A 24,203-nucleotide genomic window follows, 5' to 3' on the forward strand; every position below is an offset into this window, starting at 1 on the left:
GTGGGTCGGCCGGAGGTACGAGGCCGTGTCGGTCAGCGGTACGAGGCCCTGGTGCGGATGCGTGAGACGGCGAGCAGCACCAGCAGGGTGGCCGCCATCAGGACCACGGCGATCGCGGAGCCGGTGAAGAGGGCGCCCCGGTCGGTGGAGGCGTGGATCAGGACCGGCAGCGGGGTCCAGTCGGGCGGGTAGAGCATCATCGTGGCGCTCAGCTCACCCATGGACAGGGCGAAGCAGAGGCCGGCCGCCGCGGTCAGGGAGGGCAGCAGCAGGGGGAGCTTGACCCGCCACAGGACCTGGGCGGGGCCGGCGCCGAGGGAGGCGGCGGCCTGCTCGTACGCCGGGTCGAGGCGGGTGATCGCGGCGGACACCGACTGGTAGGCGAAGGCGGTGACCAGGACGGTGTGGGCGATGATCACGATCCAGCGGGTGCCGTTGAGGAGCACCGGCGGCTGGGAGAAGGCGACCAGGATCGCGAGGCCCACGACGACGGAGGGCACGGCGACCGGCAGCACGAACAGGGCGTCCATGACCTTGCGGGACCGCCGCTTGAGGGCCGCCGCCGCGAGCGCGGCCCAGGTGCCGGCGGCCAGCGCGAGCAGGCTCGCGGTGAGCGCGGTGACCAGGCTGGTGGTGAGCGCCTGGAGGGCCTCGCCGCGGGTGGCCGCCTCGTAGTTGGCGGTGGTCGGGCCCGACGGCAGCACGCTCGACCAGTTGGTGGCGAAGGAGGCGCCGAGCACGACGAGGAGCGGAAGGGCGAAGAGGGGCAGGAAGAGGAGGAGGAACAGTGCCCATACGGCCCACTTCGCCTTGCGGCTATGCACCAGCACGGCGGCTCACCACCCGGTAGAGGCCGTACAGGCCCACGGAGATCAGGACGTTGACGACGGCGACCACACAGGCGCCCGGGTAGTCGGACTCCAGGATGGCCTTGCCGTAGACGAGCATCGGCAGGGTCGTGACGTCCTTGGCGCCGGTGAACAGGACGATGCCGAACTCGTTGAGGCACAGGACGAGGACGAGGCTGCCGCCGGACGCGAGGGCGGGCAGCGCCTCGGGCAGGATGACCTGCCGGACGATCCTCGGCGCGCGGGCGCCGAGCGAACTGGCCGCCTCCAGCTGGGCGGTGTCGAGCTGCGAGAACGCGGCGAGCAGCGGGCGCATCACGAACGGCGTGAAGTACGTGATCTCGGCGAGCAGCACACCCCAGGGCGTGGTGAGGAACCGGAAGGGTCCCTCGGCGGCTCCCGTGACGTCGGTCCACAGCCCGTTGGCCATGCCGACCGTGCCGTAGATGAACAGCAGGGCCAGGGTGATCAGGAAGGACGGGAAGGACAGGAAGACGTCGACGAACCGCGACACCGCCCGTGCCCCGGGGAAGGGCACGAAGGCGATGACCAGCGCGAGGACGAAGCCGAGCACCAGGCAGCCGGCCGTCGAGGCCAGCGCCAGCCACACGGTGGTCCACAGCGCCTCGCGGAACGCCTCCGAGGCGAAGACGTCGGCGTACGGCCGGATCGAGGTGCCGCCGGTGTCGGGCTGGAAGGACTGCTGGACGACGAGGGCGAGGGGGTAGAGGAAGACGAGGGCGAGGAGGGCGACGGGGGGCAGGGCCCACACCCACGCCGGGACGGCCGGCGCCCGGATCCCGGCCTTCGCCGGCGTGCTCAGGGTGGCGCTAGCCATGGTCGCCCACCCCCGCGGGCAGCAGCACGGCGTCCTCGGACGCGAAGTGCAGGGTGACGGACTCGCCGTGGGCCGGCGGCGTCCTGAGCTCGGGCAGGTCGGCCATGACCCGGTGGCCGTCCACGTCGACGTACAGCCGGTGGGTGGCGCCGCGCCACTGGATCTCCGTCACCGTGCCGGTGAGCCGGTTCGGGCCGTCGCCCAGCCCGACGAGGTGCGGCCGTACGCACAGGGTGGCCGAGGCGCCCGGCGCGGCACCGGACGTGTCGATCTTCAGCTCGGCCGTCCCCAGGGCGGCCCCGCTCGCTCCCACGGTCACGGGCAGCAGGTTCGCGTTGCCCACGAACGACGCCGTGAACGCGTTCGCCGGCGCCCGGTACAGCTCCCGCGGGGTCCCGCAGGCCTGGAGGCGGGCCTTGTCCATCACCGCGATCCGGTCGGCGAGGGTCAGCGCCTCCATCTGGTCGTGGGTGACGTAGAGGATCGACACGTCGGGCAGCTCGCGGTGCAGCCGCGCCAGTTCGGCGAGCATGCCGGAGCGCAGCTGGGCGTCGAGGGCGGACAGCGGCTCGTCGAGGAGGAGGACGCCGGGGCGGATGGCGAGGGCGCGGGCGATGGCCACGCGCTGCTGCTGGCCGCCGGACAGCTCGCGGGGGTGGCGGCGGGCGTAGGCACCCATGCCGGTCATCTCCAGCGCCTCGGCGACCCGGGTGCGGATCTCGGCCTTGGGGACCTTGCGGGCCTTCAGGCCGAAGGCGACGTTGTCCTCGACGCGCAGGTGCGGGAACAGGGCGTACTGCTGGACGACCATGCCGATGCCGCGCCGGTGCGGGGGCAGGTCGGTGACGTCGCGGTCGCCGAGGAAGACCCGCCCGGAGGCGGGCCGTACGAACCCGGCGACCGCCCGCAGCGCGGTGGTCTTGCCGGATCCGGACGGCCCGAGCAGCGCCATGACCTCGCCGGGTGCGACGGTGAGGTCCAGGGCGTCGAGCACGACGTTGCCGTCGTAGGCGACGGTGACCGCGTCGAAGCGGATGCCCATCAGCCGGCTCCCCGCAGGAGGGCGGGCAGGCCGGCGACCGAGTCCAGGACGAGGGTGGCGCCCGCCGCGCGGAAGGCGTCGTCGCCGTGGGCCCCGGTGCGCACGCCGGCGACCAGGCCCGCACCCGCCCGTACGCCGCTGAGCACGTCGTAGGAGGTGTCCCCGACGACGGCGACCTGGCGTACGTCGGCGGCGGCCTTGGTGCGCAGGAACGCCTCCAGCACCATGTCCGGGTACGGCCGTCCGCGCCCGCCGGCGTCGGCGGGGCACAGGGTGAGCGGCACCAGGTCCCGCCAGCCGAGCGCGTCGAGGATGGCGTCCTGGGTGACGCGGGCGAAGCCGGTGGTCAGCACGACGCTGCGGCCGTCGGCGAGCAGTTCCCCGATCGCCTCCCGGGCGCCGGGGACGGGGGCGATCAGGCCGCCGTCGACGAGTTCGCCGTACGCCTTCTCGAAGGCGGTGTTGGCCCGCTGGGCGCGGTCCTCGTCGCCGAACAGGTGCCGGAAGACGGAGATCTTGGACTCGCCCATGGTGGCGCGGACGTAGGCGAGCTTGTCGGCGTGGTCGTCGGTGCCGGGTTCGACGCCCAGTTCGCGGGCCGCGGTGTCGAAGGCGCGCTCGACGAGGCCGCCGTCGGCGACGGTGGTGCCGGCCATGTCGAGGACGACGAGGCGGATGCCCTCGGGGGTCGGGGAGGGGGCCTGGGAGGGGGTCGGGGAGGTCATGTGTGTCACCAGCCCAGTTCGTTCGCGGTGGTTTCGGCTATCGCGGGCGAGCAGGTCATGCCGCGCCCGCCGGGCCCGGTGACCAGCCACACGCCGTCGCGCACCCGCTGGCGGTGCACGACCCGGCTCGGGTCGGTGCACTGCGCGTACACCCCGGCCCAGCGGCGCCGGATCCTCGGCAGCGGGCGGCCGAGGAGGGACTCGACGACGCCGGTGAGGTGCTCGTAGGGGTCTTCGAGCGTGTCGAAGGCGAAGGGGTGCTCGTACTCGTGGGTGTCCCCGATGGTCAGGCCGCCGTCGGCGCGCTGGACCATCAGCAGCTGCATGGCGTGCTCCGCGGCCGTGGCCGGCTGCGGCTGCCGGGCGTTGAGCTCGTCCAGGGCGGGCGAGCGGTAAGCCGGGTAGTAGCGGAAGCTGTCGGCGTCGGCGACGGAGGTGGTCAGCGGCTCGCCGAGGGGGTCGGTCTGCATCATCTGGAGGCGGACCCGGCGCACGGGCAGGTCCGGTCCGGCCAGTTCGCGCACGAGGCCGCCGAGCCAGGCGCCGGTGCACAGGACGACCGCGTCGCCGGTGTGCGTGTCGCCGTGGTCGTCGCGGACGGCGTTCTCCCCGACGACGTCCCGGACCTCGCGGCCGGGCAGGAAGGTGTAGTTCGGGGACCTGTCCAGTTCGGCGCGCAGGGCGAGTTGGGCGGTGCGCGGTTCGACGGCCGCGTCGCGCTCGCAGTACAGGGCCGCGTCGAACTCGCCGCGCAGGGCCGGGTTGAGGGCGCGGGCCTCGCCGGGGGTGAGCAGCTTGTAGCCGCGGGCGGCGGCGTCCGGGCGGGCCACGGCGGCCTCGGCGACGGCGAGCTCCAGGCCGCCCCGGACGGGGGTGAGGGAGCCGTTGGGGCGGAAGCCCAGCGCCGGGACCCGGCCGCCGATCTCCTCCCACAGCTCCCGGGCCCTGAGCGCGGTCTCCAGCTCCTCGCCGCCCGCGCGGCCGCTGACCCAGATCTGGCCGAAATTGCGCAGCGAGGCGCCGCGGGCCTCCGTCTCGCGTTCGATCTGTACGACCTCGTGGCCGCGTTCCACTGCGTGCCAGGCGTGCATGGTGCCCACCACGCCGGCTCCGACGACTATCACTCTCACGACCGCCACGCTCCTTGGCATCGGGGAACCGGAGGAATCCGGCTGACAACGAGAGCGTGAACTGGTCATCACGTTTGGGCTAGACCCGTTATCTTTTCGTGATGCGAATGGGGTGGTCGGCGGGGTCTCTTCTCAGCCCCGCAGGTGGGTGGTGAACGAGAACCGGTCACCCCGGTACAGCGTCCGCACCCGCTCCAGCGGGCGGCCGTCGGTGTCCCGGGAGACGCGGTGGATCAGCAGCATCGGCAGGGCCGGCGGGGTGCCGATCAGCAGGGCCTCGCGCGGGGTCGCGAGCACCGTCTCGATGCGCTCGTCGGCGTCGCCGAAGGCGATGCCCTGCCGTTGCAGGTAGCCGTAGAAGGACGAGTCGGGGTCGAAGTCGGCGTCCAGGCGGGGCACCCGGGCCACGGCGACGTAGGTGCTCTCCAGGCCGACCCGCTCGTCGTCGGCGAGCAGCACGCGCTCCAGGTGCCAGACGGGTTCGCCGCGCGTGAGGCCGGTCTCGGCGGCGAGCGCGTCGGGGCAGGGGAAGCGGTCGAGGGTGACGAGGGTGCGGCCGGGGGTGCGGCCCTGGCGCCGTACGCCCTCGGTGTAGCTGGCCAGGGAGAGCGGCTGCTCCAGTTTGGGGCCCGCGACCACGGTGCCGCGCCCCTGCCGGCGCAGCCTGCCCTCCAGCACGAGTTCGCGCAGCGCCTGCCGGACGGTCTCGCGGGCGACCTCGTACCGCTCGGAGAGGTCCCGTTCGGTGGGGATGGCGCTGCCCTCCCCCAGTTCGTCGACGAGACGGGCGATCCGCGCCTTCACGGCGTAGTACTTCGGCACGCGGCCGTGCTCCGGGATCCCGGAGCGGACGGGGGCGCCGGGGGCCTGGTCGTTCGGGTAGTCCACGCAGGGATCGTCGCAGACGCCGCCCGCCGGCTCCGGGGGCGGGCCCCGGCTGCCGGTGGGTCCGGGCCGGCTCAGCGGTTCCTGCGGGACAGCAGTACGGCCGTGCCCCCGGCGCCGAGCAGCAGGGCGGCGCCGGCCAGCATCGTGCCGACCCGGCCGAGTCCGGTGCCGGCGAGTTCGTCGGCGAACGGGAGTCCGCCGGCCGGGTCGTCGGGGGCGGCGACGGCGGGCGTCACGGAACTCCGCGGCTCGGCGGAATCGCCGGCCGCGACGCGGAAGCGGTAGTCGTTCGACTGGCCGACCCAGTCGCCGTCGCCGCCGCGGCGCTGGACCGCGGCCGCGTTGACGGTCACCTCGTCGGGCACGGCGTCGGCGGTGAAGGCGAGGCGCACCTTCACGGTGACGGTACGGCCGGGGCCGACGGTGAGGCCGGGGAAGTCGTCGAACACGCCGATCAGCTCGTCCGCGTCGGTGTCCTCGAAACGGACGGCGTGCGGGCGGGTGCCGTCGTGGAACTCCAGCCGGGCCTGGGACGGCTTCAGCGCGCGTCCGGCGTCGACGAGGACGACGACCGGGTGGACGCCCTCGCAGGTGCGGCCCGTGGTGTTGGTGAGGTCCAGGTACCAGGTGCCGGGGCCGCCCCCGGGCCGGTAGGTGCCGGGGCCGCCGTGAATGCGGGTGACGAGCGGGAAGGCGCGGTCGTCGGGGGCCGCGCAGGCGGGGGGCGCGGGCGCGGTGGCGCCGGGGGCGGCGGCGGTGAGGAGGGCGGCTGCCGCCGTCAGGCAGAGGGACACGGGCGTGAACAGTCGCATGAACACATGAGCGTGGCGGAGAGCCTTCGTCCCCGGGACCGCCGTTCGGGGCGATCACCTCGAACGGCCGCGGCAGTGCCCTCGTTCGGCGCACCGGCCGGGCGACGCGGCGCCGGACGGCAGGTAGGTACGGGTCAGCCCTCCCCCCGCCCGAACAGCGGAGCCAGCAGCAACTGGGCGGCGCCCTCCGCGACCGCGCGCTCCCCGCCGGGCGCCACCCGCACCGGTACGGCACCGGCGTGCCCGCCCTCGCGCCGGGCACGGGCGTCCAGGACCGCGCCCACCCCGTGGACGAAGGCGCCGGGCGCGGCCGTGACGGTACGGCCGCCGAGCAGGACCAGGTCGATGTCGAGCAGCCCGGCCAGGTTGGCGGCGCCCGCGCCCAGCACCCGGGCCGCCTCGGCGAGGTCGCCGCGGGCGACGGCCCCCAGGCACAGGGCCTCGATGCAGCCCCGGGCGCCACAGGTGCAGGGCGGCCCGTCCAGCTGGACGACCTGGTGCCCGAACTCGCCGGCACCGGTCCGGGCCCCCCGGTGCACACCGCCGCCGATCACGAGACCGGCGCCGAGTCCCGTGCCGAGGTGCAGGTAGGCGAAGGAGCCGCCCACGCCTGCGACCGTGAGCCCGAGCGCCGCCGCGTTGGTGTCCTTGTCGACGACGACCGGTATCCCGAGCCGCCGCGCCAGCGCGTCCCGCAACGGGAAGCCGTCCCACTCGGGGAATCCGGTGACCCGGTGCAGCACGCCCTGACCGTGGTCGAGGGGACCGGGAAGGGCAACCCCGAGCCCGAGCAGCGTGGGCACACCAAGGAGGCCCCCGCCGGGCGACCGGGCGGGGGCGCCGGGCAGGGACCCGCCCGACGGCTGGGCCCGGGTCTCGGACATTGACCCGCCCGGCCCCTGGATCGGCGTCCCGGACAGGACCTCGCCCGACGACCCGGCAGGGGCACCGGGCACGGGTCCGCCCGGCAGCGCGGCGGAAGCACCACCGGCCAGGGGCCCACGCGACGGCGGGGCGAGGCCGTCGGCCGCAGAGTCGCCCGACGGCTGGGCGGGGGTGCCGGGCAGAGGCTCGCCCGACGACCGGCCGGAGGCCCCGGGCAGAGGCTCGCCCGGCGGCCGGGCAACGCCGGCGGTCACAGCCCCGCCCGGCGACCGGGCGAAGGCACCACCGGCCCCGGACCCGACCGGCGGGCCGAGGACGTCCGTCGCCAGGGCCTCCGCCTCCCGTGCGACGCCCTCCACCACGGCCTCCGCGCCCGCCCCGAGGTCCAGTGGGGTCCGCCGCTCCCCCACCACGGTGCCCTCCAGGTCGACCAGCACCGCCCGCAGCTCGTCCCGGTCCAGATGCACGCCGAGCGCGTGCCCCGCCTCCGGCACCAGGCGCAGTACCGTGCGCGGCTTGCCGCCCGTCGACGCGCGGCGCCCCGCCTCGGCGGCGAGCCCGTCCTCCCGCAGCCGGGCGGTGATCTTGCTGACGGCCTGCGGGGTGAGGCCGGTCCGCTCGGCGAGTTCCAGCCGGCTGATGCCCTCCGCCCCTGCCGCGCGCAGCAGGTCCAGCACCAGGGCGGCGTTGTGGGTCCGCAGCGCGAGCAGGTTGGCGCCGCCGCCCGCGCCCACGAGGGGACGGGCACCGTCCGCGGCCGTCCGCGTGCCGCCGCGCCCCGCGCCGCCCGTACCGCCACCGTTCGTCCTGATCACACCCCCCATTGTCCTCGCCGCTTGCACTTTGGCAACAGCGTTGCGAAAGTGGACGCATGACTGCTACTCCCCCCGGCACCGCACCCGGCACCCCCGTGCGCGTCGGCCTCGTCGGCTACGGCCTCGCGGGCTCCGTCTTCCACGCCCCGCTGATCGCCGCCACCGAGGGGCTGACCCTGGACACGGTGGTCACCTCCAACCCCGAGCGGCAGCAGCAGGCCCGCGCCGAGTTCCCGGACGTCACGGCCGTCGCGAGCCCCGACGAGCTGTTCGACCGGGCCGGCGACCTGGACCTGATCGTCATCGCGTCCCCGAACAAGACGCACGTCCCGCTCGCGAAGAGGGGCCTGGAGGCCGGCCTGCCGGTCGTCGTCGACAAGCCGATCGCGGGCACGGCGGCCGAGGCGCGCGAGCTGGCGGCGCTGGCCGAGGAGCGCGGTCTGCTGCTCTCGGTCTTCCAGAACCGCCGCTGGGACAACGACTTCCTCACTCTGCGCAAGCTGCTGTCCGAGGGCGCGCTGGGCGACGTATGGCGGTTCGAGTCCCGGTTCGAGCGCTGGCGGCCGAAGCCGAAGGGCGGCTGGCGGGAGTCCGGCGACCCGGCAGAGATCGGAGGTCTGCTCTACGACCTCGGCAGCCACGTCGTCGACCAGGCCCTCGTCCTCTTCGGCCCCGCGACCGCCGTGTACGCCGAGACGGACGTCCGCCGCGCGGGCGCGGAGACGGACGACGACACGTTCATCGCCATCACGCACGCCGGCGGCGTCCGCTCCCACCTCTACGTCTCGGCGACCACCGCCCAGCTCGGCCCCCGCTTCCGGGTGCTGGGCTCGCAGGCGGGCTACGTCAAGTACGGCCTGGACCCGCAGGAGGCGGCGCTGCGCGAGGGCAAGCGGCCCGGACCCGGCTGGGGCGAGGAGGACGAGTCGCTGTGGGGCCGCGTGGGCGCCGGCGAGTCCCCGGTGACCGGCGGCGGACGCGTGGAGCCGACGCTCGCCGGCGACTACCCCGCCTACTACGCGGCCGTGGCCAAGGCCCTGCTGGAGGGCGGCCCGAACCCGGTGAGCGCCCGGGAGGCCGCGGCCGCCCTGGACGTGCTGGAGGCGGCCCGCCGTTCGGCCCGCGACGGAGTGGCGGTGACCCTGTGACGCACCACAACGAGCCGGCCCCGAAGGTGACCCCGGAACTGCCCCCGACCGTGGAGGAGCTGGAGGCGCAGGAGCGCCGCCTGGTCTTCGCACGGTTCACCCACGACGACGCCTGGGCGCTGGGCTCCCTCCTGGTCGAGCTGGCCCGGGAGCGCCGGGCGCCCGTCGCCGTCGACATCCACCGCGCCGGCCAGCAGCTCTTCCACGCCGCCCTGCCCGGCTCCACCCCGGACAACGACGCCTGGATCGCCCGCAAGCGCCGGGTGGTGGAGCGGTACGGCTCCGCGTCGTACCTGGTGGGCGCCCGCTTCCGGGCCAAGGGGACGACGTTCGAGGAGTCCTCGCGCCTCGACCCCGACACCTACGCGGCCCACGGCGGCTCCTTCCCGATCACCGTGGCGGACGTCGGCGTGATCGGCGCGGTGACGGTGTCCGGTCTGCCGCAGGTGCAGGACCACCGGCTCGTGGTGGAGGCGCTGGAGCGGTTCCTGGGCCTGTGACCCGGACGGCGCACGCCGGGAATGATCAGCACGCCCCCTCCCGTTGGGACCTGGCGTACGAGTGATCATCCCGGCACGACGCCCACCGGAGGGATCGGAACCGATGAACGACACGACGGCCTCGCTGAAGGAATCGGTCGGACGGTACGGCATCTGGAGCGCGCAACTGCGCGCCGAGAACCCGGAGGGCGGCCGCGAACGGGCCGAGGCCGCCGCCGAGCTGGAAGAGCTCGGGTTCGGCGCGGTGTGGCTGGGCGGCAGCAGCGCCGCCCGGCACGCCGCGCCGCTCATCGGGGCGACCTCGCGGATCGTCGTCGGCACCAGCATCCAGAGCATCTGGGACCACGAGGCCCCCGCCGCGGCGGCGAGCTTCGCCGAGCTGGAGGTGGCCCACCCCGGCCGTTTCGTCCTCGGCCTCGGCGTGAGCCACGGCCCGATGGTGGAGCGGTACAACCGCCCGTACTCGACGATGGTCGCCTACCTCGACGACCTGGACCGGGCCGGGGTGCCGGCCGGGCGCCGGGTGCTGGCCGCCCTCGGCCCGAAGATGCTGGAGCTGTCCCGGGACCGGGCGGCGGGCGCCATCCCGTACCTGGTCACGCCCGAGCACACCGCGCAGGCCCGCGAGACCCTCGGCGACGGGCCGCTGCTGGCCCCGGAGTTCAAGGTCGTCCTGGAGTCCGACCCGATGCTGGCCCGCGCGACCGCCCGCGCCTACCTCGCGCGCTATCTGGAGTTCCCGAACTACACCAGGAACTTCCTGCGCCTCGGCTTCACCGACGCCGACCTCGCCGGCGGCGGCAGCGACCGCCTGATCGACGCCGTGTTCGCCTGGGGCGACGACGACACGATCCGCCGCCGCATCACCGCCTTCCGGGAGGCCGGCGCGGACCACGTGGCCCTCCAGGTGGTGGAGGAGGGCCCGGTCGACGTCCTGCCGAGGGCAGGGTGGCGGAGGCTGGCCTCGCTGCTGGGCTGAGGGAGGCGTCCCCGAGGGGCGCGAGGAACGGCGGGCGCGGAACGGCCATGACGCACCGGCCGCGGCCGCCGGACGACCCGCGCCCCACCGGTCGGGTCAGGCGTCCTTCAGCTCCTGCCGCTGCCGCCCGAGCCCCTCGATCTCCAGCTCGACCACGTCCCCCGCCCGCAGATACGGCTTCGGCTCGGGCTGCCCCATCGCCACCCCCGCGGGCGTGCCCGTGTTGATGACGTCACCGGGATACAGCGTCATGAACCGGCTGACGTACCGCACGACCTCGCCCACCGGGAAGATCTGCTCCGCGGTCGTCCCGTCCTGCTTCAGCTCGCCGTTCACCCACAGGCGCAGCGACAGCCGCTGCGGGTCGGGTACCTCGTCGGCGGTCACCAGCCACGGACCCAGCGGGTTGAACGTCTCGCAGTTCTTGCCCTTGTCCCAGGTCCCGCCGCGCTCGATCTGGAACTCCCGCTCGGACACGTCATGCGCCACCGCGTACCCGGCGACACACGCGAGCCCCTCCTCGGCCGACTCCAGGTAGCGGGCCGTACGCCCGATCACGACCGCCAGCTCCACCTCCCAGTCGGTCTTGGCGGAGCCGCGCGGCACGAGCACGGTGTCGTCGGGCCCGACCACCGTGTCCGGCGCCTTGAGGAAGACGACGGGCTCGGCGGGCGGCTCGGCGCCGGTCTCGCGGGCGTGGTCGTGGTAGTTCAGGCCGATGCACACGATCTTGCCGATGCGCGCCACCGGCGGTCCGACGCGCAGCCCGGCCCCGTCCAGGACGGGCAGTTCACCGGCTTCGGCCGCGGCCCGGACCCGGCCGAGGGCCGCGTCGTCGGCGAGCAGCGCACCGTCGATGTCCGCCACGACGCCCGACAGGTCTCGCAGGGTCCCGTCGGCGTCGAGCAGCGCGGGTCGCTCCGTCCCCGCCGTACCGACTCGCAACAGCTTCATGATCCCCAACTCCTCGATCGCGGGCAGCCCGCCCGATGAGGTGCGACCTGGGTGCGGCAGTGCGCAGCCATCGGAGGACTGGTCGATCCTCCAAGCTCCGAGTCCACTCCGCAATACCCCGTTCACGTACTGGACCGTAGCCGCCGGCCGCCCGGCTCACCGGTACAGGCGGCCGGCCCGGCTCACCGGTACAGGACGGCCCTCTCCGCGACGCTCCACGTCGTGCTGGTCACCACGTACAGCGCGGCGGCCAGGGGCACCACGGCCACGGTGACGAGGGTGAAGAAGGACATGAACGGCATGACCCTGGTGACCGCCCCCAGCCCCGGCACCTGCTCCGCGTCACCGGCGGGCGTCAGCGGCCGGTCGGCCATCGTCCGCTTCGTGAGCCGGTAGCTGACGAGGGCGACCGCGGCGACCAGCGCGAACAGCCCGGCGTACACGAGCCCGGCGGGCCCGGTCACCCCGCCGTCGCCGAGCGCGTCGGCCCACCGCCCGCCGAGCGGCGCGGCGAACAGCCGGTGCGCGAGCAGTTCGTTGGCCCGCCCGCCGATCTCGGAGCTGGAGAACAGGTGGTAGAGGAGGAAGAACGCGGGCAGCTGGCACAGGCTGGGCAGACATCCCGACAGCGGTGACACCTTCTCCTCGGCGTGCAGTTCCAGCACGGCCCGCTGGAGCCTGTCGGGGTTCCTCGCGTGCTTGCGGCGCAGTTCGGCGATCCTCGGCTGGAGCGCGCTGCGCGCCTTCTGCCCGCGGGCGGCGGCCCGTGACAGGGGGTGGACGAGGAGTCGTACGAGTGCGGTGAACAGGACGATCGCCGCGGCGGCGGCGCCTGTGCCGAACAGCGGCTGGAGCAGGTCGGCGAGGCTTTCGACCAGGTTGGCGAAAACGGACATGGGTGAGTGAGCCCTCCGGGGGTCTCGTCGTGCCGGGTGTCGAGGGTGTGCGGCATGACGACACGACCCGCGCGGGGTCACGGACTCGCTGTGGAGGGTGCCCTACGCGGTGGTCGCCGGGAGGGCGTGCCCGGGTGCTCGGGGCCTGCGGCGGCCCGGGGCGTCGGGATCGCGTTGGGGCAGGAAGGCCGTACGCCTGGCCCGGTCACGGATGGCCGTACGCACCCGGGTGGGCGGCACGGCGGGCGCGCAGCGCGAGGCCACGACGGCGCAGACGGCGAGCGCGGCACCGGCCGCGGCGGTCGCGGCGAGCGCGACGGTGGCGGAGAGGCTGCCGGCGTCGAGGAGGGCGACGGGCAGGAACAGGAGCAGCAGCGCGAGGACGAAGCCCAGCCGGGCCCGGCCGCGGTTCATGGACCGCTCCCCCCTCTCGCTCACGCGTGCTCCCCCTTCGGTTCCTTTCGTTATACACGAACGGGGTCATGCACGAACGGGGTCCCGTCAGGCGGACTCCCACGAACGGGGTCCCGTCAGGCGGAGTCCGTCTCGACCGGCGTCAGCAGCCGCTTGGGCCGCAGCAGCGCCCGGCTGACCGGATCCGCCGGGTCGGGATCCAGTCCGGGGCCCGGCAGCATCTCGACGTCCCCGAGGGGTACGGCGGTTCCGCAGGCAGGGCATTCGCCGTACGCGCCGAGTTCCGTGCCACAGACGGCGTGCCGGAAGATCCGCAGCGGGGCGCCGCCGTAGTGCTCGCGGCCCCACAGGCCGAGCGCCCGCAGGGTGGGCCACAGGGCGACGCCCCGGTCGGTGACGACGTACTCGTCCCTGGGCGGCGACTGCTGGTACCGGCGCTTCTCCAGGATCCCCTCGGCGGTGAGGGTCTGGAGGCGGCTCGCCAGGACGGCGCGCGGGATGCCGAGGTGGACGAGGAAGTCGTTGTAGCGCCGCACCCCGTAGAGCGCGTCGCGGACGACGAGCAGCGTCCAGCGCTCGCCGACGACCTCCAGTGCGCGGGCGATCGAGCACTCCTGCGCCGCGTAGTCCTTGCCCAGTGCCATGGCGTCCACTGTAGCGACTTTCCGCCATCTTGGTTCAGTGACCGAACCGACGGTGCTAGGTTGGCGGCACCACATCAGTTCAATGACCGAACCTAGCCCGGGAGGGCGGCCAGCACATGACCGGCACCGGCACGGACTCCGCCACCGACACCCCCACCCCCGCTACCGCCACCAACGCCACTGCCGTACGACGCGGGAAGCCGGGCCGCGACTCACCCCCGCGCCCCGGCGCCACCCTCGCCGTGACCAGCGCCGCGACCGCCGTGGCCCTGATGACGTACACCGCGCCGATGGTCACGCTCCCCGCCACGGCCGCCGACCTGCACACCCCGCTCTCCGCCCAGGCCTGGCTGCTGAACGGCACCCCGCTGGGCCTGGCCGCGCTGCTCCTGGTCGCCGGCAGCCTGGCCGACGACCACGGGCGCCGCCGGGTCTTCCTCTCCGGCACCCTCGCCCTCGGCATCACCACCGCCCTGGGCGCGCTCGCGACCACGACCTGGCTCTTCACGCTGGCCCGCGTCGCCCAGGGCGCGGCGAGCGCCGCACTGCTGGCCAGCAGCCTCGGCCTGCTCGTCCACGCCTTCCCCACCCCGGCCGGCCGGCTGCGCGCGACCGGAGTGTGGGGCGCCTTCGTCAGCGGCGGCATCGCGGCGGGCCCGCTCCTCGTCGGGGCGATCCCGAGCTGGCGGGTGTCGTACGCCGTCCTGGGCGCCGCCGCGCTGGTCGCGGCCGCACTGGGCACACGGGTCCTGTCCGAGTCGCGCTCACCGCGCGACGGCCGGCCGGACCTCGCCGGAGCGGTGACGTTCGCACTGGCGCTGGTCGCGCTGGTGGCGGCCCTGACCCTGGGCCGGGACGGCTGGCTGCGGGCGCCGGTGGGCCTGCTGCTGGCGGCGGCTGCCGTGCTGACCGGACTGTTCGCGCTGGTGGAGCGCCGCACCGCCACCCCGATGATCGACCTGTCCCTGCTGCGCAGCCCGCGCTTCCTGGCCTCCTCCGCGGGCGGTCTGTTCACCGGACTGGCGGTGATCGGCCTGTTCAGCTTCCTGCCGGCCCTGCTCCAGCAGGCGCTGGGCCTGTCCGCGATGGACACGGCGTGGCTGTTCCTGCTCTGGTCCGGCCTGTCCTTCGCGGTGGCCCTCCAGGCCCGGCGCCTCACCCACCGCCTCTCACCGCGCCACCAGCTGGCCGTCGGCCTCGCCCTGCACGCGGCCGGCGCGCTGACCATGCTCGGCGCCGTCGGCGCGGGCTCCTGGACCCGTCTGCTGCCCGGCCTGGTCCTGGCCGGCGTGGGCAGCGGCCTGCTCAACGCGGCGCTGCCGCTGCTCGCGGTGGAGTCGGTGCCGGCGGCCCGGGCGGCGATGGGTTCGGGAGCACAGCAGACCTTCCGTTACGTCGGCTCCTGCGCCGGGGTCGCCCTGACGATCGCCCTCGCCACGTCCGCGGGCGGACCGGGCCGGGGCGCTGACCTGGCGATCACGGTGTCGGCGGGCCTGGCACTGGCGGCGGCGGTGCTCGTGACTGCGCTGCGGGATCGGCGCTGACCCACCGGCCCGCGCGGGAGCGCGTGCGGCTCCCCGCCCGGCACTGCCGCCACCTGACCTGTGTCACCCGGCGGCAGTACGGTGTCCCCCATGCGCCCCGACACGCCTGCCGAGAACGTCGACCACACCGCCGAAGCGGCCCGTCTGGAGCGGACCGCCGGTCTCTACCCCGAGGACGCCGAGGCCCTGCTGCTGCGGGCCGCGGCCCACCTGGAACTGGCCGGCGACCGCCCCGCCGCGTCCACGCTCTACGACCGTCTGCTGTCCGCCTCCGCCGGCCTGGAGAACCCGTCCCTGGTCCGCGCCCTGAAGGCGTCGAACCTCTGGGAGTACGGCCACGAGGCGGAGGCCAGGGCCATCATCGAGGGCGTCCGCACGGCGTCCCCCCGCGACCCGGCCCCCTGGGTCATCGTCGCCGAGGCCCTCGAATCCCACGACGAGCTGGAGGCGGCCCACGAAACGTTCACGGAGGGCGCCCGCCTGCTCCTGACGGACGTACCGGAACCCCCGTACTCCACCCACCCGCTCCTCTTCGGCCGCCACCGGGTCCGGCGGATGCTGGGCCTCGCCCACGACGAGTGGGACACCCTGGCCGACACGCTCCACTCGATGCCGGTCTCCCTGGACGAGCTCCACGACCCGAAGCGGGTCTGGTCCCTGGGCTCGGACAACCCGGCGGAGCTGGAGGCGGAGATCCTCCGCCTGCGCGCCGAGCTGGGCGCCTACCGGGAGGCCCTGTCCCGCCCGTTCCCGGTGGCGATCCTGCACTGGCCGGTGGACGAACTGACGGAACTGACGGAGGCGTACCCGACGCTGGCGGAGGAGTACCCGTCCTACGAGGCCCACCTGGCGACGATAGAGGCGGCCCTGCGCGAACTGGCGTCCTCGGGCACCCCGAACCTGGGCATCGTCACGGGCACGGTCCCGTCGTACGAGGCCTTCGCCGCCTCGGAGGGCACCTCCCCGGCCGACGCGACGCTGCTGCCCCAGTACGCGACGACGCTGGCGGCCCGGGGACGGGCGGCGGCGTGGCCTCCGGACCGCTCGGCGGCGTGCTGGTGCGGCTCGGGCCGGGCGTACGGGGAGTGCCACGGAACCGCCGGGTGACGGCGACCGTCTAGTCCGACAGCTGACGTCGGCTCCTGGGGGGGGAGGCCACGTGGACCAGCCGTGGCTCACGATCACGCTCATCATGGCGGCGGGCGCACTGGCGTTGGGCGTCTCGATCCTGCGCCTCGCCCTGGCCCAGCGCCGGGCCCTGCGCCGCCTCGGCGTCCGGGGCGTCCGCACCCGGGGCGAGGTCGCCCGCAACGCCCGCCGCGAGGGCCCCACGATCCATCCCCCACAGGTCCGCTACAAGGCCCCGCCCGTCGACCACCCCGACGCCCCACCCACCCAGACCTACCGCCGCACCCCCCTCAACCACGAGTCCCACCCCCTGAGCGCCGGCATCCCGGTCGTCCTGCGCTACGACCCCAGGGACCCGCGCCGGGTCGTGGTCGCCCACACGAAGGACGGACGCCCGGGGATGGTGTCGTATTCGGCGGGGGCGAACATGACCTGGGGGGTGTTCTTTGTGCTGTTCGGGGTGGGGTTGGGAGTGTGGGCGGTGATCTGACGGGTCGAGCGACCGCCGCGTGGAACGCATTCCGATACGCACGACTCATTTCTTCCGATCCCGCTACTCCTTCACAACTCGTACGCGCTAACGTCACATGCGTCCAGCTCCACTGGCATGCCCGCACGCAGCCCGGGCATGTCCCGGCCCGCGAGGATCACCTGCATGCCGCCCTACCAGCCGTCGTCCGACTGGCAGTTCGACGTACCCACCAGCGGAAGCAAGCATCTCCCTCCGGCAGCCAGGTCGTTCGAGTCGCTCGCGCACCAGGGCTACAGCTTCGAAGCGGCCATCGCCGACCTGATCGACAACTCCGTCGACGCGGGGGCCCGCAACATCGTCGTCAGCTTCCTGCGGGACACCGGCGAGCGCGGCGGACGTGACCGCCTGGTCGGCCTGCTCGTCATCGACGACGGTCAGGGCATGGACGAGGCGGGTCTGGACACGGCGATGACCGTCGGCGGACGCGAAGGCTACGCCGAGAACGCCCTCGGCCACTTCGGCGCCGGGTTGAAGGCCGCCTCGCTCTCGCACGCCGACGCGCTCACCGTGATCAGCCGGACCAAGAAGAGCCCGTCGGCGGGCCGCCGCTGGCTCACCGCCCGCGCCCAGGCCGACTTCACCTGCGACATCGTCGACTCGAGGTACTGCCAGGACCTGGTCGATCGCTACGACGGCATCATCGGCTGGCACGGCACCATCGTGCGCTGGGACCAGGTCCGTGCGTTCGAGACCATCACGGACGGCCAGACCGACCGGTACCTCAACGACGCGATCGAACGGCTCGAGACCCATCTCGGCCTCCATCTCCACCGCTTCCTCGCCCGCGACGGCTTCCACATCGACATCGTCGTCGAGGACATCCACACCCGGGAGGAGCTGGACCACCGGGGCGTCGAGCCCATCGACCCGTTCGGATACCGCGTCCCGGGCCGAGCCGGCTACCCCCGTACGTACCTGGCTCCCGTCGAGGGCGTCGGTGACGTCCCGTTGGTCGCCCACATATGGCCGCCGAAGTCACCGCTCGTCGCGTACCGCGGCATCGGACCGCTCGCCGAGCGCCAGGGCTTCTACATCTACCGGAACGACCGGCTCGTCCAGGCCGGCGGCTGGAACGACACCCGGAGCCCCGAGGGCCACCTCGCTCTCGCACGCATCGCCGTCGACCTGCCTCCCGGTCCCAACGACGTTTTCTCCCTCACCGTCAAGAAGGACGGCGTCCAGGTCACGCCCGCCTTCGCCCGGGGGCTGGAGAAAGCCACGGATCCCGCCACCGGCCACTCGTTCGCCGAGTACGTCCGTGAGGCCGAGGCGACCTACCGCGAAGCCGCCAAGCGGCGTACCGAGGTCAAGCGCGCGGCCGTCATCCCGCCCGGCAAGGGCATCGACCCCAAGCTGAAGCGCACGCTGCGGGACGAACTGCCGCAGCTGGAGGGCGACGACCCCATCACGTTCGCCTGGGCCAGGCTCGACGTGCCGCCGGGCGTCAACTCCGCCGACCTGCTCTTCACGATCGACCACAAGGAGCGCACGGTGGTCCTCAACAAGGACTACCGGCATGCCTTCAACGGCGGGCGGCGAGGAGGCTCCAACGACGCTCCGGTCCTCAAGAGTCTCCTCTACCTGATGCTCAACGAGATCTTCCAGAAGGAGCGGGTCTGGGCGAACCAGACCGACAAGATCGCTCTGTGGAACAGCGTGCTCGTCACCGCGGTACGGGCCGAACTCGCCCGCACCGAGGCCTGACCGGCCCTCTCCCCAGCACCGTTCCGCAGCCCCAGAGAGGCACCCCACCGCTGTGACCGCCGAGAACCCTTCCGTTCCCGACCACCTCGCCGACCTCCACGGCGAGGTGCTCGACGCGATGAGCCGACGTGGCCCCAAGCACTTCACCAAGCTCGCCCTCGTGCTGTCGGCGTCCGACGAGCCTGCGGACACGGACCTGTCCCGCTTCCGCGACCGCATCCTGACCGCGAGCGCCGGCGACGAACTGCTCGCCCTGTGGCGCCGCAAGCTCACAGCGTGGGACTTCGAGCAGTCCCCCGCGTGGTCGGCCACCGCGCCGCGCACACCGGAGCGCCGCGCCGAGGTCTACGACAAGCTCGCGTTCGGCGCGGACCTGCGCAAGGCGCTCGACGCCGCCGTCCCGGTGCACGCAGAACCGGGTCCGGTCACCATCAGCCGCGAGTTCCAGCCCTGGTACACCCGGGAACTGGCGGCGAACCGCTCCTTCTACTGGAATTCGTACGAGCGGCTGCTGCGCCGCAAGGGCTGGAGCGACGCGGCGGTCTCCAGTCTGGACGAGGCCTCGCACGCGGTCGTGGAGCGGCTTGCCGACCCCACCCGTGACGATCCCTACGGCGCACGAGGGCTGGTCGTCGGCTACGTGCAGTCCGGCAAGACCGCCAACTTCACCGGCGTCACGGCCAAGGCCATCGACGCGGGCTACCGCCTGGTGATCGTGCTCGGCGGCACCCTGAACCTGCTGCGCGGCCAGACCCAGCGCCGCCTCGACATGGAACTGATCGGCCAGGAGAACATCCTGGGCGCCGCCGACCCGAACGATCCGGACGCCCTGGTAAGCATCGACTACCAGGACGACGAGGACTGGCCCGCGAAGTTCGTCTCGTTCGGCGCCCGCCCGTCCCTGCTCGGCGCCTTCGACATCGAGCGTCTGACCTCTCGCGACCGCGACTACATGTCACTGGAGCGCGGCATCAGCGCCCTGGAGTTCGAGAAGCCGGAACGCACCCGCCCGCTCTACGACCCGGCGAACCTGCATGCGGCCCGCGCCCGCATCATGGTGGTGAAGAAGAACAAGTCGGTGCTGGAGAAGCTGGTCAAGGACCTGAAGAAGATCGGCCCGATCCTCGGCGAGATCCCGGCCCTGATCATCGACGACGAGTCCGACCAGGCGTCGGTGAACACCACCGACCCGAAGAAGTGGGAGGCCGGCAAGGTCACCCGCACCGCGATCAACGGCCAGATCAGCAAGCTCCTGAAGCTCCTGCCCCGCGCTCAGTACGTGGGCTACACGGCGACTCCCTTCGCCAACGTGTTCATCGACCCGAGCGACGAGGAAGACCTCTTCCCGCGCGACTTCCTCATCTCCCTGCCGCGTCCCAGCGGCTACATGGGGGTTCAGGACTTCCACGACCTGAACGACCCCGACGGCGAGGGCGAGGCCGAGAGGAAACACGTCCGGGGCATCTACGACTCCACGGGTGACCGCCTCCAGGAGGCCCTGGACGGGTTCGTCCTGACGGGTGCTCTGAAGCTGTACCGCGCTGCTCACGGCGTCTCCGAGGAGCCGTTCAGGCACCACACGATGCTCGTGCACGAGTCGGTGCGCATGAGCGAGCACGCCGCGCTCGCCCTGCGCATCAGCACGATGTGGCACAACGCCGCCTACACCGGCCCGGACGGCCACGCGCGCCTGTCGGCCCTCTTCGAGAAGGACTTCCGGGCCCACGCGGACCACTCCCTGCCGACCCCCGCGACGTACGCCGAACTCAAGCCGCATGTCGCGCGTGCACACCAGCTCATCAACCGGGGCGGCACACCGGTCATCGTCGTCAACGGCGACAGCGAACGCGACTACGCCCAGCCCGACCTGGACTTCGACCGCACTCCGAACGTCTGGAAGATCCTCGTCGGCGGCACCAAGCTGTCCCGCGGCTTCACAGTCGAAGGCCTGACCGTCTCCTACTACCGCCGCACGACGCAGCAGGCCGACACCCTGATGCAGATGGGCCGCTGGTTCGGCTTCCGGCCCGGCTACCGAGACCTGGTACGTCTCTACATCGGCCGCGAGGAGCAGCTCGGCAGGGGCCGCACCGCGAAGACGGTCGACCTGTACGAGGCCTTCGAGGCGATCTGCCGGGACGAGGAACTCTTCCGAGCGGAACTGACCCGCTACGCCCCCCTGGTGGACGGCCGCCCCCAGGTCACCCCGGCCCAGATCCCGCCACTGGTGGCCCAGCACCTGCCGTGGGTGAAGCCGTCGGCCCGGAACAAGATGTTCAACGCGGAGCTGGTTGAGGTGCGCTCGCCGGGCACGTGGGTCGAGCCGACCGCCTATCCGGAGAACTCGGAAGGGCTGGCCCACAACACCGAGTGCTGGGAGCCGGTACTCGCCGCGCTGGGTCAGGACCCCGTGAGTCTGTCGGTCGGGGACGGTTCCGCGTACGAGGCACGCGTGGTGACGGTCCCGCACGAGACCCTGGCCAAGGTGCTGTGCGACCTGCGGTGGTCGACTCCGAGCCAGTTCTCCCCGCATCTGGAGTTCCTGCTGGGTGCGGGTCAGGAGCCTGCGAAGATCGACGACTGGTTGGTGATCACGCCGTTGCAGACGTCCACCCGGCGCGTGGAGGCGCGCGTCCTGGGCCACGGCCCCTTCGCCCTGGCCCGCCGGGCCCGCCGCCGGGGCCCGCTGTTCGGCGCGCTCAGCGAGCCGAAGCACCGCGACGCCGCCCTGCGCGTGGCGGGCGCCGTGGAGACGGCCGGGAACCCGACGGTCGAGCAGTACGTCCGCCCGCGCCGCGGCGCACTCCTGCTCTACCCGGTGGTCGAGTCCGAGCCCCGTCTCGCGCCCGACGGGACGATCGATCCCGGTGACCTCGTGCTGGCCTTCTCCTTCGTCGCCCCGAAGTCGTCGGTGGGGTCCGGGCGCCCGCTGGTCCGGTTCCGGACGATCGACTCGAGCCGACGCGATGCGGTGATCATCGAACGAGACGACGCAGGGTCCTGAGTCTTGACACCATTGACCACTGTGAAGCCCTCATCCCCCGACGTGTCCGCACGTATGTCCCGACAGGCCAGCAAGGACACGAACGCCGAACTGGCCGTCCGGCGCCTGCTGCATGCGGCGGGCCTGCGCTACCGCGTGGAGTACCCGGTGCCGGGCATGGCGCGGCGGCGCATCGACGTGGCCTTCACCCGGGCCAAGGTGGCCGTCCTGATCGACGGATGTTTCTGGCACGGGTGTCCCGTGCACGCTACGCAACCGAAGGCCAACGCGGAGTGGTGGCGCAACAAGCTGGACCGGAACATGGCCCGCGACCGGGAGACGACGGAGCACCTGGCCGCGCAGGGATGGATGGTGCTGCGGTTCTGGGAGCATGAACTCCCCGAGGACGTGGCCGTGCGGGTGCGGGCGGCTGTGGAGCAGCGGCTGGCAGAACGACCGAGGAGGCACGAAGAGTGGAGGGACTGACCTTCGTGGACGTGTGTTCCGGGGCGGGCGGGCTCGCTCTGGGGCTGGAGCGGGCGGGCTTCGAGCCGCGCCTGCTGCTGGACGACGACGAGCTCGCCGTCACGACTCTGCGGACCAATCGGCCGCAGTGGAACGTGCTGCACACCGACCTGCTGGACTTCGACCCGGCCGAACACCCGGTGAGCCATGACGTGGATCTCCTCGCGGCCGGCCTGCCACGGGTGAAATCGAGTGCCACCGTCGGACGGGCGGATTCGCGGGCGGAAGAGCGACTGCTGGAAGCCGCCATCTATCTCGTCCATGCGATCAGGCCTCGGGCGGTGCTCATCGAGAACGTTCCCGGGCTCGCTCACGCGGAGGAGTATCAGAGGTTCCGTGACTTCGCCCGGGCCGAACTGGCGCACCTGGGTTACGAATTCAGTTGGTTCGTTCTGAACGCCGTCGACTTCGGGGTGCCGCAGAACCGCAAGCAGGGCGTGCTGGTGGCCGTCAAGCGGCGTTGGGCCGACGCCTTCCGGCCACCGACACCCACGGTGTCGGAACCGCAGACGGTCGGCGAGGCCCTGGCGGAGTCCATGGCGGCACGCGGTTGGCCGGACGCCGCCCGGTGGGCCGCCCAGGCCGACCAGCCGGCTCCGACGCTGGTCGGAGGGTCGAAGAACCGAGGTGGCGCCGACCTCGGGCCGACCGGAGCCAAGCGGAAGTGGGCGACGATGGGCGTCAACGCCCACACGGTGGGCAACGAGGTTCCCGGCCCCGACTTCGTGTGGGATCCCCGCCTCGGCAGGGACAACATGGTGAAAATCACAGTCGAGCAGGCCGCGCTCCTCCAGGGGTTCCCCGGATCCTGGGAGGTCAGGGGCCTGAAGACCGCCCGGTACCGTCAGATCGGGCACGCGACACCGCCGCCCGTGGGCCAGGCGCTGGGTCGGGCCGTTGCCGAAGCTCTGCACGAGGCGCCGCAGCCCCCCGCCGCCGGCTAGAATTCCGCCACATGACCAGCACGCCGCCCCATCAGTCCATCCTCGACAAGCCTTTTGTCCTGGACCTCTTCGCGGGGCCCGGTGGGCTGGACGTCGCTGGTCACCGGCTGGGGGTCCCGAGTCTCGGTATCGAGTGGGACAAGAGCGCCTGCCTGACCCGCTACGCGGCCGGCCTGGACACCCTCCACGCCGACGTGAGCGCGATCCGCAGGGAGTCCTTCGAGTCGCTCCCGCCGGAAATCAACGTGCTCGCCGGCGGGCCTCCGTGCCAGACGTACTCGGTGGCCGGCAAGGGCGCGGGGCGGGAGGCTCTGGACAAGGTCAAGGAGTTCATCGCCCGGCTCATGGCGGGAGAGCCCGACGAGAAGATCGACGAAGATCTGAAGAACCTCAGCGACCCCCGCACCGCCTTGGTGCTCGAACCCCTCCGGTACGCGATCCAGGCGACCAGGAGCCCCAACCGGGGACACCGACCGTACGACGTCATCGTCCTGGAACAGGTCCCCGCCGTGCGAGCGCTCTGGCACCGCTACGCCGAGGTGTTGCAGGAGATCGGCCTCCCCGACGGCACCAAGTACAAGGTCGTCGTCGACGTGCTGCGCACCGAGACCTACGGTGTGCCGCAGACCCGGTCCCGTGCCGTGCTCATCGCCCGTCGCGAGGGACTGGGTGAGCCGTTCCTGCCCGACGCGACCCATCACGCCTACGAGGCAAGGGGATGGAACCGCAGGAGCGGAGACACCGCGGCACCGACGATCCAGCCGACCCTCTACGACGCCGAGGTCCCCGAACCGGGAGCGGGCCCCGCGCAGGACGACGGTCTGGAGCACTGGACGTCGATGGGCGACGCCCTCGCCGAGCCGGTCGGCACGCACCCGGGGCGCAGGACGCCCTTCCTGGTCCGGTCGAACTACGGCAGCTCCGGAATCTCAGGACGCCGCGGGGTGCGGACCGACGTGCAGCCCGCCACCACCGTGACCGGGCGTATCTCGCGCTTCGTGGTCTTCGAACCCGTCGGCGACCACCACCCCCACGTCGTGTGTGAGGGTCCGAGGTTCAGCATGAACGAAGCGGGGATGCTGCAGAGTTTCCCTCCGGACTACCCCTGGTCGGGGACGGCCCAGGCCCAGCAGGTGGGCAACGCCGTGCCGCCGCTCTTCGGGGCCCACCTCCTGAGCGCCGCGCTCGGCCTTCCCGCACCGACCCCGGCGACGATGCGGAAGCCGTGGGTGCCGGCCACCGAGGAACGGCGGGCCAAGCTGCGGAGCCACGGCTGCGGAACAGCGGACGACTGCACCGCCCGCTGCCCGCGTCCCGAGTAGCTC

General features: G+C 73.0%; 23 protein-coding genes. 11 read left to right on the plus strand and 12 right to left on the minus strand.

Annotated elements, in window-relative coordinates; all coding sequences use genetic code 11:
• Positions 1-32: 32 nt before the first annotated feature.
• The 8 genes from H0H10_RS16480 to H0H10_RS16515 form a co-directional block, all read right to left on the minus strand.
• A complete protein-coding gene (locus H0H10_RS16480; RefSeq protein WP_188181717.1) occupies positions 33-830 on the minus strand; it encodes an ABC transporter permease in 798 nt (265 codons plus the stop codon).
• Complete coding sequence (locus H0H10_RS16485) at positions 817-1,686, minus strand: 2-aminoethylphosphonate ABC transporter permease subunit (RefSeq protein WP_188181718.1); 870 nt, start codon at positions 1,684-1,686, stop codon at positions 817-819. The genes H0H10_RS16480 and H0H10_RS16485 overlap by 14 nt, the downstream gene beginning before the upstream one ends.
• Positions 1,679-2,728 carry an ABC transporter ATP-binding protein gene (locus H0H10_RS16490; protein ID WP_188181719.1) on the minus strand — a complete coding sequence of 350 codons (1,050 nt, stop codon included), beginning with the start codon at positions 2,726-2,728 and terminating at the stop codon, positions 1,679-1,681. Before H0H10_RS16490 ends, H0H10_RS16485 begins: the two co-directional genes overlap by 8 nt.
• Complete coding sequence (locus H0H10_RS16495) at positions 2,728-3,453, minus strand: HAD family hydrolase (RefSeq protein ID WP_188181720.1); 726 nt, start codon at positions 3,451-3,453, stop codon at positions 2,728-2,730. Before H0H10_RS16495 ends, H0H10_RS16490 begins: the two co-directional genes overlap by 1 nt.
• Positions 3,454-3,458: 5 nt before the next feature.
• Positions 3,459-4,583 carry a TIGR03364 family FAD-dependent oxidoreductase gene (locus H0H10_RS16500; RefSeq protein ID WP_188181721.1) on the minus strand — a complete coding sequence of 375 codons (1,125 nt, stop codon included), beginning with the start codon at positions 4,581-4,583 and terminating at the stop codon, positions 3,459-3,461.
• A 132-nt stretch (positions 4,584-4,715) separates the two neighbouring features.
• Complete coding sequence (locus tag H0H10_RS16505; protein WP_188181722.1) at positions 4,716-5,471, minus strand: GntR family transcriptional regulator; 756 nt, start codon at positions 5,469-5,471, stop codon at positions 4,716-4,718.
• 71 nt (positions 5,472-5,542) lie between these two features.
• On the minus strand, positions 5,543-6,283 hold the full coding sequence (locus H0H10_RS16510) for a hypothetical protein (protein WP_188181723.1): 741 nt from the start codon (positions 6,281-6,283) through the stop codon (positions 5,543-5,545).
• Positions 6,284-6,417: 134 nt separating this feature from the next.
• Positions 6,418-7,902: an ROK family transcriptional regulator gene (locus H0H10_RS16515; RefSeq protein WP_188181833.1), complete on the minus strand. Its 1,485-nt coding sequence runs from the start codon at positions 7,900-7,902 to the stop codon at positions 6,418-6,420.
• A gap of 137 nt (positions 7,903-8,039) precedes the next feature.
• On the opposite strand from H0H10_RS16515, the gene H0H10_RS16520 reads away from it, so the two are divergent.
• The 3 genes from H0H10_RS16520 (at position 8,040) to H0H10_RS16530 (ending at position 10,610) form a co-directional block, all read left to right on the plus strand.
• The gene (locus H0H10_RS16520; RefSeq protein WP_188181724.1) at positions 8,040-9,131 is read left to right on the plus strand and encodes a Gfo/Idh/MocA family oxidoreductase; all 1,092 of its coding nucleotides are present in this window, start codon (positions 8,040-8,042) and stop codon (positions 9,129-9,131) included.
• Positions 9,128-9,631 carry a heme-degrading domain-containing protein gene (locus H0H10_RS16525; protein WP_188181725.1) on the plus strand — a complete coding sequence of 168 codons (504 nt, stop codon included), beginning with the start codon at positions 9,128-9,130 and terminating at the stop codon, positions 9,629-9,631. The genes H0H10_RS16520 and H0H10_RS16525 overlap by 4 nt, the downstream gene beginning before the upstream one ends.
• 103 nt (positions 9,632-9,734) lie before the next feature.
• A complete protein-coding gene (locus tag H0H10_RS16530; RefSeq protein ID WP_188181726.1) occupies positions 9,735-10,610 on the plus strand; it encodes an LLM class F420-dependent oxidoreductase in 876 nt (291 codons plus the stop codon).
• 96 nt (positions 10,611-10,706) lie between these two features.
• Here the strand turns inward: H0H10_RS16530 and H0H10_RS16535 are convergent, their stop codons facing one another.
• From H0H10_RS16535 to H0H10_RS16550, 4 genes are all read right to left on the minus strand, one after another.
• A complete protein-coding gene (locus H0H10_RS16535; protein ID WP_188181727.1) occupies positions 10,707-11,564 on the minus strand; it encodes a fumarylacetoacetate hydrolase family protein in 858 nt (285 codons plus the stop codon).
• Between the two features lie 182 nt (positions 11,565-11,746).
• Positions 11,747-12,460: a YidC/Oxa1 family membrane protein insertase gene (locus H0H10_RS16540; RefSeq protein WP_188181728.1), complete on the minus strand. Its 714-nt coding sequence runs from the start codon at positions 12,458-12,460 to the stop codon at positions 11,747-11,749.
• A gap of 102 nt (positions 12,461-12,562) precedes the next feature.
• Positions 12,563-12,874, minus strand: a complete 312-nt coding sequence (locus tag H0H10_RS16545; protein WP_188181834.1) for a DUF6412 domain-containing protein — start codon at positions 12,872-12,874, stop codon at positions 12,563-12,565.
• 116 nt (positions 12,875-12,990) lie between these two features.
• Positions 12,991-13,518 (minus strand): winged helix-turn-helix transcriptional regulator, encoded by a 528-nt coding sequence (locus H0H10_RS16550; protein ID WP_188181729.1) that lies wholly within the window; start codon positions 13,516-13,518, stop codon positions 12,991-12,993.
• A gap of 116 nt (positions 13,519-13,634) precedes the next feature.
• Between H0H10_RS16550 and H0H10_RS16555 the strand changes: the two genes are divergently transcribed.
• From H0H10_RS16555 to H0H10_RS16590, 8 genes are all read left to right on the plus strand, one after another.
• On the plus strand, positions 13,635-15,062 hold the full coding sequence (locus tag H0H10_RS16555; protein WP_188181730.1) for an MFS transporter: 1,428 nt from the start codon (positions 13,635-13,637) through the stop codon (positions 15,060-15,062).
• 90 nt (positions 15,063-15,152) lie between these two features.
• The gene (locus H0H10_RS16560; RefSeq protein WP_188181731.1) at positions 15,153-16,169 is read left to right on the plus strand and encodes an SEC-C domain-containing protein; all 1,017 of its coding nucleotides are present in this window, start codon (positions 15,153-15,155) and stop codon (positions 16,167-16,169) included.
• 52 nt (positions 16,170-16,221) lie between these two features.
• Positions 16,222-16,680, plus strand: a complete 459-nt coding sequence (locus H0H10_RS16565; protein ID WP_188181732.1) for a DUF3592 domain-containing protein — start codon at positions 16,222-16,224, stop codon at positions 16,678-16,680.
• 165 nt (positions 16,681-16,845) lie between these two features.
• The gene (locus H0H10_RS16570) at positions 16,846-18,426 is read left to right on the plus strand and encodes an ATP-binding protein (RefSeq protein ID WP_188181835.1); all 1,581 of its coding nucleotides are present in this window, start codon (positions 16,846-16,848) and stop codon (positions 18,424-18,426) included.
• Positions 18,427-18,544: 118 nt separating this feature from the next.
• Positions 18,545-21,430 (plus strand): Z1 domain-containing protein, encoded by a 2,886-nt coding sequence (locus H0H10_RS16575; RefSeq protein ID WP_188181836.1) that lies wholly within the window; start codon positions 18,545-18,547, stop codon positions 21,428-21,430.
• A gap of 54 nt (positions 21,431-21,484) precedes the next feature.
• Positions 21,485-21,895: a very short patch repair endonuclease gene (locus tag H0H10_RS16580; protein ID WP_188181733.1), complete on the plus strand. Its 411-nt coding sequence runs from the start codon at positions 21,485-21,487 to the stop codon at positions 21,893-21,895.
• Positions 21,883-22,878 (plus strand): DNA cytosine methyltransferase, encoded by a 996-nt coding sequence (locus H0H10_RS16585; protein ID WP_188181734.1) that lies wholly within the window; start codon positions 21,883-21,885, stop codon positions 22,876-22,878. The genes H0H10_RS16580 and H0H10_RS16585 overlap by 13 nt, the downstream gene beginning before the upstream one ends.
• Before the next feature lie 11 nt (positions 22,879-22,889).
• Positions 22,890-24,200: a DNA cytosine methyltransferase gene (locus H0H10_RS16590; RefSeq protein WP_188181735.1), complete on the plus strand. Its 1,311-nt coding sequence runs from the start codon at positions 22,890-22,892 to the stop codon at positions 24,198-24,200.
• Positions 24,201-24,203 lie beyond the last annotated feature (3 nt).

Source organism: Streptomyces griseicoloratus, from assembly GCF_014534645.1.
In the GTDB taxonomy this organism is placed as follows: Bacteria; Actinomycetota; Actinomycetes; order Streptomycetales; family Streptomycetaceae; genus Streptomyces; species Streptomyces griseicoloratus.